10 protein-coding genes are annotated in these 8,098 nt (G+C 60.8%); all 10 read left to right on the forward strand.

Annotated elements, in window-relative coordinates; genetic code table 11:
- The first annotated feature begins 161 nt into the window (after positions 1 to 161).
- Positions 162 to 854, forward strand: coding sequence for a hypothetical protein (locus ABIZ35_RS20530; protein WP_348221791.1), 693 nt, complete (start codon positions 162 to 164; stop codon positions 852 to 854).
- 141 nt (positions 855 to 995) lie between these two features.
- Positions 996 to 1,436 carry a flagellar basal body rod protein FlgB gene (flgB, locus tag ABIZ35_RS20535; RefSeq protein WP_348221792.1) on the forward strand — a complete coding sequence of 147 codons (441 nt, stop codon included), beginning with the start codon at positions 996 to 998 and terminating at the stop codon, positions 1,434 to 1,436.
- Positions 1,437 to 1,439: 3 nt separating this feature from the next.
- Positions 1,440 to 1,892, forward strand: coding sequence for a flagellar basal body rod protein FlgC (gene flgC / locus ABIZ35_RS20540; RefSeq protein ID WP_348221793.1), 453 nt, complete (start codon positions 1,440 to 1,442; stop codon positions 1,890 to 1,892).
- A gap of 238 nt (positions 1,893 to 2,130) precedes the next feature.
- Positions 2,131 to 2,460, forward strand: coding sequence for a flagellar hook-basal body complex protein FliE (gene fliE, locus ABIZ35_RS20545; RefSeq protein ID WP_348221794.1), 330 nt, complete (start codon positions 2,131 to 2,133; stop codon positions 2,458 to 2,460).
- Between the two features lie 65 nt (positions 2,461 to 2,525).
- The gene (gene fliF, locus ABIZ35_RS20550; protein WP_348221795.1) at positions 2,526 to 4,196 is read left to right on the forward strand and encodes a flagellar basal-body MS-ring/collar protein FliF; all 1,671 of its coding nucleotides are present in this window, start codon (positions 2,526 to 2,528) and stop codon (positions 4,194 to 4,196) included.
- 60 nt (positions 4,197 to 4,256) lie between these two features.
- Positions 4,257 to 5,270 (forward strand): flagellar motor switch protein FliG, encoded by a 1,014-nt coding sequence (fliG, locus tag ABIZ35_RS20555; protein ID WP_348221796.1) that lies wholly within the window; start codon positions 4,257 to 4,259, stop codon positions 5,268 to 5,270.
- 1 nt (position 5,271) lies between these two features.
- Positions 5,272 to 6,024, forward strand: coding sequence for a FliH/SctL family protein (locus ABIZ35_RS20560; protein WP_348221797.1), 753 nt, complete (start codon positions 5,272 to 5,274; stop codon positions 6,022 to 6,024).
- A gap of 2 nt (positions 6,025 to 6,026) precedes the next feature.
- A complete protein-coding gene (fliI, locus tag ABIZ35_RS20565) occupies positions 6,027 to 7,394 on the forward strand; it encodes a flagellar protein export ATPase FliI (protein ID WP_348221798.1) in 1,368 nt (455 codons plus the stop codon).
- On the forward strand, positions 7,381 to 7,833 hold the full coding sequence (gene fliJ, locus ABIZ35_RS20570) for a flagellar export protein FliJ (RefSeq protein ID WP_348221799.1): 453 nt from the start codon (positions 7,381 to 7,383) through the stop codon (positions 7,831 to 7,833). The genes fliI and fliJ overlap by 14 nt, the downstream gene beginning before the upstream one ends.
- Positions 7,834 to 7,839: 6 nt before the next feature.
- On the forward strand, positions 7,840 to 8,098 hold a 259-nt coding region (locus tag ABIZ35_RS20575; protein WP_348221800.1), incomplete at its 3' end, for a hypothetical protein.

Here is an 8,098-nt window from a genome sequence, read left to right on the forward strand (position 1 = left end):
CCCTTCTCCCAATTCTGGGAGAAGGGGAGCCAGAGTTTTCAGGTTAAGACCATAAAGCTCAGACAAAAATCTCTGTCTTTATCTAACTCCCCCTCTCCCAGAATTGGGAGAGGGGGCCGGGGGGTGAGGGCCTTCCGTCATTTATCATTCAAGGAACACATATGAAAAATCATGTCATCAAACAAATCGGCATTTTCGTCCTTGCGGCGTGCGCGCTCGGCGCGGGCCACGCGGCGCAGGCGGGCACGCAGCATGTCTCCATCACCACCGGGGCGCTGAACGGATTGGGGACATACTATGTCGAATTTACGCTCACCGACGGCTCGGGGCTGGGCAACGGGAACAGCTTCGCGGGCGTCTCTAATTTTTCCATCAACGGCGGCGTCCTTGGGGCGGTCCTGCCGCCGACCCTGGGCGACGTCAGCGGCGCTCTGGGCGGCGCGAACACGCTGGGGCTTACGGACACCAACGCCGGAACGGGCGGGCTAGCCGATTTCGCGCAGGGGTTTACGATCAATAGCGCCACGGGAACGATCACGTTCGACCTGACGCTTGCCGGCGCCGGCGTCGAGCCGGTGACGCCCGACGCATTCACTTTCCAGCTGCTCGACGGATCATTCACGCCCATCGCCACGTCAGGCCCTGTTGGCAGCGAACTGGTCGCCTCAGACTTCACGAGCCTGACGCCGACCGCAACGGGCTATCACAGCGACGGCGTGTACGAACCGTCCATCGTCGCTACCCTTACGCCCATCACCGCTGTCCCCGAACCCGGCGCGTTCGCCTCGCTCACCCTCGGAGCGTTCGCTCTCAGCGCCCTGCTCCTGTGCGGCCGCCGCCGCCGTATGGCGTAACCGCTGTTTCTCCACGCAAATCTCCGTCCTCTCTTTTGAATAAGAGAGGACTTTTTTATTGACGTGGGGGAAATAGACCACGTCTCGACCGCTCCGCAAAAAACCCGTATCTTTTTCAGTAAAGATTTTCAAATACCCCTAATGATCCCCCGCACATGCGCCGACAATGAAAGCATGGACAACACCACCGTCAATCTTTTATCGAACGCGCTGGACTTTGGCTCGGCGCGGATGCAGGCTCTTTCCAATAACCTGAGCAATGTCAACACGCCCGGATACAAGCGCAAGGACGCGTCATTCGAAGCCGTGATGGCGGCGGCGCGCGGCGAAGGCCAGGAGGAAACGCTGACGATGAACGTTTCCGACAGCGGACACATGACGCCCCCGGATGACGGAACGCCCAAAACGAACCCGGCGATCATCACGACAGGCGGCGGCGCGATGCGCCCGGATGGCAACAATGTGGATATTGACTCCGAAACTACCCGAATGGCGGCGGCGCAGATCTATTATCAGGGAGTGGCGCAGATGATGTCCGGACAGTTCTCCAGTATGAAATACGTGATCGGCGGAGGAAAATAACCAATGGGTTTCATGGATTCACTTTCCATCAGCGGCTCGGGCATGACGGCCGAGCGGCTTCGTATGGATGTCATCGCCGATAACCTCGCCAACGTCAATACGACGCGATCGGCGGACGGTTCGCCTTACCGGCGCCAGCAGGTTTTATTCTCTGCGGGAACGAGTTCGTTTCAGGACGCGCTCGCGGGCTTCAGCGGTGGAAACGGCAATGCGCCGGCCGTCACCAAGGGCGTGCAGGTCCGAGGCATCGTCCCGGATCAGAGCCCGTTTAAGCGCGTCTACCAGCCTGGCCATCCGGACGCCGATGCGCAGGGCTATGTCAACATGCCCAATGTCGACACCGTCACCGAAATGGTCGATATGATGAGCGCCTCACGCGCTTATGAAGCCAACGTCTCCGCCGTGCAGTCGATCAAGGGAATGGCCGAAAAGGCCCTGGAGATCGGCCGCGCATAACTCCAAACCGCCACAAAACTTCCGTTCGGCATGCTCCGATTCGCACATTTCACCCCGCAAAGGCGGCCGTTTCACACGGCCGCCTTTTTTCGCTTTTCCATGGATTCTCTGTGAAAATTACCGTGTGAAACCGCGCGCAGTTCATGGAAGAATCCCCATGGAGCGGAAAACAGGTATGTTTGCCGTCTAAAGATTTCGACCGATATTTTCACTTTTGAATTTCAGGAGATTAACGACCATGAGTATGTTTACGCCCATCGCGGCTTCCGGATTGTCAACATCGCCCGCCGAGCTCGGCAAAGCGGCCGCTTCCCTGATGGGCGGCGAAGGCGATCCCAACGCGATCGCCCCATCCTTCAGCCAGACACTGACATCGGCGATCAATGATGTGAACTCAGCCCAGCTCCATTCTGGAGCCATGACGCAGGATTTCGCGCTTGGCAAGACGAGCGATATTCACAGCGTCATGATCGCCTCGGAACAGGCGACCGTCGCGCTCCAGATGACAACGCAGGTCCGCAACAAGGTTGTGGAAGCATACCAAGAGATCATGCGTATGTCGATGTAATCGGATGTCGTTGTCCGCGCGGTTTGTTTCTTCGTGTCGATTTTGTTCTTCGGGGGTGAGTTTCTTTGGGATCGTTCAATAACATTTTGGATTCGCTGCGAAATTGGTGGCAAACGGCCAGTCCCGTCACGCGCGCTTCGGCCACGGGCATGGGCCTTCTCATCCTGGTTGGATTGGGGCTCGCCGTCAGTTTCGCCACGGCGCCGGATTACAAGACTATCTACAGCAACGTCACCGCAAAGGAAGCCGCCGACATCCAAAAGGCGCTAGGCGATCACGCCATCCAGATGAAGTACAACCCCGCAGACAGCACAATCAGCGTTCCATCGAAAGACGCCAGCAACGCTTTGATGTTCGCAGAATCGGCGGAAATCGTCGGCAAGGAAACGAAGATCGTCGGCATGGAGTCACTCGATAAGATCACCATGGGCACCAGCAGCGCGGTTGAGCGGGTTCGGCTTCTTGTCGCCGCGCAAGGTGAGCTTGATAAGGTGATCGCCGGTATGGACGGGATCGCGATGGCTCATGTCACTATCGCAACGGGAAGCGACAGCTCACTCTTCGGAGACAACACACCGCCGACCGCAAGCGTCGTCCTGACGATGGATCCCGGTCAAACGCTCAGTCCGGCCCAAATCAAAGGCATCGCCGCAGTTGTCGCAGGTTCGATCAGCGGGCTCAAGGAAAACCGGGTCGCGATCTCCGATCAGACAGGAGCCGCGCTTTGGGGCTCCGATGGCCTGGGCGCGGATGGTCTCAGCGAGGGGCAGCCTCTTAACCAGAGCGCAAGGTATGCCGAGATGAAGCGACGTGAGATCCAGCAGCAACTGGACGTCACTCTGGGCATCAATCGCTCCAAGGTCAGCGTTCTTGCGGACCTGGATTTCGATCAGATCCAAACACATGCGATTGAGCATAACGCATCCTCAGGAATGAAGACGCCGATGCCGCTCAGCGTTCAGGAAAACAGCGAAAGCTACAGCGGCGCCGGAGCGCCGCAGTCCGGAGGCGTCGCCGGCGCGGGCAGCAATCTGACCACGCCCAGCTATGGAGCAGGCGGCTCGAACTCCGGCAACTACAAGAGCGCGAAAACCACAACGAATTACCAGCCGAACACCCTGGACACCGTCACGCAGAAAGCGCCGGGAAGCGTCCGTATGATTTCTGTGTCCGCGCTGATCGACAGCAAAGTTCCGCCGGTGGTCGTCGCCAGCCTCCAGAAGTGGATGGGCGGCGCCATCGGCGCCGTTCCCGGCGACACCGCCCACATGGTTACCGTCACTCAGATTCCATTTGACAACAGCGCGCAGCTGGCGCAGGATGCTCAGATGAAGGCGATGATGTCCGAGCAGATGTGGGGGAATGTCGCCAAGGCTTTGGCCGCCTGTGTCTTCGGATGCGTCATGCTTTACATCCTGGCCAAATCCAGCAAGGGCGGCGAGCCCCGGCTGGCGATGGTCGGCAACGGCGGACATATCGGCATGCTGGAAGATACGCCCGAAGCGGACCTCGACGCCCTTCTGGAAGAGCGCCCACTGCGTGTGGAAGACGTCCTGGCCGAGATGCCCGAAGTCGCGCCGCGCAAACAGAAGCGCCGTATGAACGCTCCGAGCATCGAAGAGCACCAGGACCTCAAGATGGAAAGCATCCAGGATATGGTCGCCAGCAATGGCGAATCCGTCGCCCTGCTGCTCAAGGGATGGATGGCCGAAGACACGCCGACGCAGGGCCGATAACTTAAGTCACTTTTGTAATCTCGCGGCTCCGCCGCAGTTCGTTTCGAGGAAGTCAACCCGATGGCCATACGCCCGCAACCGCTCAATAACCGACAAAAGGCCGCGATCCTGCTGGTCGCTCTGGGGCCAGAAGCCGCCAGCCAGATTTACCAGTATCTGACGCCGGATGAGATCGAGAACCTGACGGTCGAGATCGCCCGCATGGGCAAAGTCACCGCCGATATCCGTGAGGGGATCATCGAGGAGTTTCACGAGCTCTGCGTCGCACAGGAGTTCATTGCCGAAGGCGGAATCGACGCCGCGCGTGAAATGCTCATTTCGGCCTTCGGCGTGGAGCGCGCCGGCGCCATCGTCGAGCGCGTGCTCCAGGCCCTCCAGGTCATGCCGTTCGACTTCCTCAAGCGAGCGGACGCCTCACAGATTATCACGTTCATTCAGAACGAGCACCCGCAGACGATCGCTCTGATCATGGCTTATCTTCAGCCCAGCCAGGCGGCGGCCATCCTCTCGGGCCTGCCCCAGGATCTGCGCGCCGAAGTCGCCCGCCGCATCGCCACTCTGGACAAAACACCGCCGGAAGTGATTCGAGAGGTAGAGAGCGTGCTTCAGCGCAAACTCTCCAGCGTCGTCTCCACGGACTTCTCGCACGCCGGCGGCGTCAAGTCGCTGGTGGACGTCCTCAACTGGGTGGACCGCTCCACGGAAAAGACCATTCTCGAATCGCTCGCCGAAAGCAACCCGGAGATCGCCGAAGAGGTCAAGAAGCTGATGTTCGTCTTCGAGGACATCATTCTTCTGGACGATCGCGCGATCCAGCAGGTGCTCAAGGAAGTGGACACCAAGGAACTGGCGATCGCCCTCAAGGGTGTCGGCGAGAACACGCAGGCGCGTATCTACAAGAATATGTCCGAGCGCGCCGCCGCCATGATGAAGGAAGAGATGGAGTTCATGGGACCGGTCCGGCTCCGCGCCGTGGAAGAATCCCAGCAGCGGATCGTCAACATCATCCGCAAGCTGGAGGAAGCCGGAGAGATTATCGTCGCCCGCGGCGGCGGCGAGGAGATGATCGCTTAACATGGCCTCCGTCACTTCATTTTTGGATATGCTTCAGCCGCTCACGCCGATTGTGTCGGCCCCAGCGCCCTCCTCGCGCGCGCCTCAGACGCCGATAGAGACTGGACCCGATCTCGCCGCGCTGCTCGCGAATGCGCGCGCCGAAGCCAGCAAAATTCTCGCCGATGCGCGGCGCGACGCCGACGAAATGCGTGAAGACGCCCGCGCTCAGGCTGAAGCGATGCGTGAGGCGGCCTGGCAGGAAGGCCGGCACGCCGGAGAAAACACCGCGCGCACGGAAGTCGCCGAGGAGCTGCGCGGCGAGTGGGTCACCTATCGTGACGGACTGCGTGAGGATTTCCAGACACTCGCCGACGAGATCGTCGCAGGACGCACTCAGCTTTGGGAGCGCCAGGAAAACGACATGCTGGAGCTCGTTCTGACCATCGCCCGCCAGGTCATCAAGACCGAGGTGAAGCAGAACCCGGATGTCGTGATGGCGATTATCCGCAATGCCCTGCGGCGTGTCGTGGATAAAGAGAATGTGCGGATTCGAGTCTCCATGCCGGATTCCGCCCGCGTGCGCGGCGCGAAAGAAGATATCATGAGCATCGTCGATGGACTGCGTCATTTGGAAATCCTCGACGACCGCCGCGTTGGCGAGGGCGGCTGCGTTATTGAGACCAACGCCGGCACCATCGACGCGAAGATCGAGACGCAGCTCGCCGAAGTCGAGCGGCATTTGATCCAGGATGAGAATTCGGAGAACGAATAGCCATGGCGAGCCAGCTGACAATTCCAGCGGGACCGCCTCCCGAAATCGACCTCAGCAAGTACGAATCGGTCGTCAGTCGCCTGGACACCGTGCGCGCCAACGGCCTCGTCAGTCAGGTCATCGGCCTTGTTGTGGAAAGCATCGGCCCCACCGTGCAGGTCGGAGAGATTTGCGAGATCCGCCATGGCGGCCGCAATGCGCCGGTCATCAAAGCCGAAGTCGTGGGCTTCAAGGCCAATCGCGTCCTGCTGATGCCGCTGGGCGAGATGGAAGGAATCAAGCCCGGTTCTGAAGTCGTCGCCACAGGACATACCCAGCACACGATCGTCGGCGACCATCTGCTGGGCCGTATTCTCGACGGCCTTGGCGAGCCGGCGGACGGCAAAGGCAGCCTGGCGGCGCACGGCGCGCGTCACTACCCCATTAACTGCGCCCCGCCCAACGCTCTGACGCGTAAACGAATCACCGAGCCGATCCAGCTCGGGATCCGCGCCATCGACGGTTTGCTCACACTGGGTAAGGGCCAGCGCATGGGCATCTTCGCCGGATCGGGCGTGGGCAAAAGCACGGTCATGGGCATGATCGCCCGCAACACGACGGCCGATATCAACGTCATCTGCCTGGTCGGCGAACGCGGCCGCGAGGTGCGTGAGTTCGTGGAAAGCGACCTTGGCCCCGAAGGCCTCGCCCGTTCCGTGCTGGTGATTGCGACCTCGGACCAGCCGCCGCTGGTCCGTTTGAAGGCGCCGTTCATCGCGACCACTATCGCCGAATACTTCCGGGACCGGGGCAAGGACGTCATGCTGATGATGGACTCGGTCACGCGCTTCGCGATGGCGCAGCGCGAAGTCGGCCTTGCGGTCGGCGAGCCGCCGGCGACACGCGGGTATACGCCGAGCGTCTTCGCCATCCTGCCCAAGCTGCTGGAGCGCGCCGGCGCCAGCGACAAGGGCACCATCACCGCGCTTTACACCGTGCTGGTGGAAGGCGACGATGAAAACGAGCCGATCGCGGACACCGTGCGCGGTATCCTCGACGGTCACATCTGGCTCTCGCGCGATCTTGCAGCGCGCAACCACTATCCGGCGATCGAAGTGTCACGCAGCGTCTCGCGCGTCATGCCCCAGGTGACGGAGCCCGAGCAGCGCAAGGCAGCCGGCCAGCTGCGCGAGATGATGTCCACTTATCGTGAAGCCGAAGATTTGATCAATATCGGCGCTTACGCCGAAGGCAGCAATCCACGGATCGACGCGTCCCGCCGAATGATCGAGCCGATCCGCGCATTCCTGCGACAGGGCGTCCACGAGAAAAACTCGTTCGACGAAACCGTCGCGGCGCTAGAGGGAATGTTCGAGAATGAAGAACTTTAGGTTCCGTCTTCAAACGGTTCTGGAGCAGCGTGAGCGCCAGGAAAAAGCCGCGCAGCAAAGCTTCGCCGCCGCCGATCAATTATATCGCAAGGCCGACGCCCTTCTCGACGAGCTGCGCGACATCCGCGCGGCGATCCTGGAAGAGCTGTGCGCGCGCCGCGACGACGCCTTCGATCCCGCCGAAACACGGATGTATCAGGAGTATCTGCAAACGGTCACGGTCAATATCCGGGGCCAGGAAGGCCATGTTCTTGACCTGAATATCGCGCGCGAGGCGTTCAAGCTCAACATGATCGACGCCGCCCAGAACCGTCAGGCCCTGGACAAAGTCAAGGACAAAGCAAAAGTGGCGCACGCCCAGCAGGCGGAGCGCCGCACGCAGCTGGAGCTGGACGAGCTGGTCAGCTCGCGCTTCACGCACCGACGAATGCAGGAGTAAGAAACCATGCCCGACGATCTCAGCAGCATCCAAAGCCGCATTTCCGAAATACAGCAGCGCATCGACACCCTGAGCCAGAACACGCAGCCGCCCGCGCCTGGCCAGCAGACCTTCGCCGAGACCCTGCACCAAGTACAGCAGCCCGCTCAGGGCGGCCTGCCGGTCCAAAACGGCCTGCCGGTCTCCCCAGGCGGATCCACGCTTCCGGCGTCCGTCGCCGCAGGCGAGATCCCGATCTCCCTGCCCGGGCTCGCGGTTCACGCCC

The organism is Capsulimonas sp. (assembly GCF_039929585.1).
GTDB lineage: Bacteria > Armatimonadota > Armatimonadia > Armatimonadales > Capsulimonadaceae > Capsulimonas.

What these genes read in the sequence shown, in the direction of transcription:
- ABIZ35_RS20530 (WP_348221791.1), top strand. Translation starts at nt 162, where the DNA reads ATGAAAAATCATGTCATCAAACAAATCGGCATTTTCGTCCTTGCGGCG.
- flgB (WP_348221792.1), top strand. Translation starts at nt 996, where the DNA reads ATGATCCCCCGCACATGCGCCGACAATGAAAGCATGGACAACACCACC.
- flgC (WP_348221793.1), top strand. Translation starts at nt 1,440, where the DNA reads ATGGGTTTCATGGATTCACTTTCCATCAGCGGCTCGGGCATGACGGCC.
- fliE (WP_348221794.1), top strand. Translation starts at nt 2,131, where the DNA reads ATGAGTATGTTTACGCCCATCGCGGCTTCCGGATTGTCAACATCGCCC.
- fliG (WP_348221796.1), top strand. Translation starts at nt 4,257, where the DNA reads ATGGCCATACGCCCGCAACCGCTCAATAACCGACAAAAGGCCGCGATC.
- ABIZ35_RS20560 (WP_348221797.1), top strand. Translation starts at nt 5,272, where the DNA reads ATGGCCTCCGTCACTTCATTTTTGGATATGCTTCAGCCGCTCACGCCG.
- fliI (WP_348221798.1), top strand. Translation starts at nt 6,027, where the DNA reads ATGGCGAGCCAGCTGACAATTCCAGCGGGACCGCCTCCCGAAATCGAC.
- fliJ (WP_348221799.1), top strand. Translation starts at nt 7,381, where the DNA reads ATGAAGAACTTTAGGTTCCGTCTTCAAACGGTTCTGGAGCAGCGTGAG.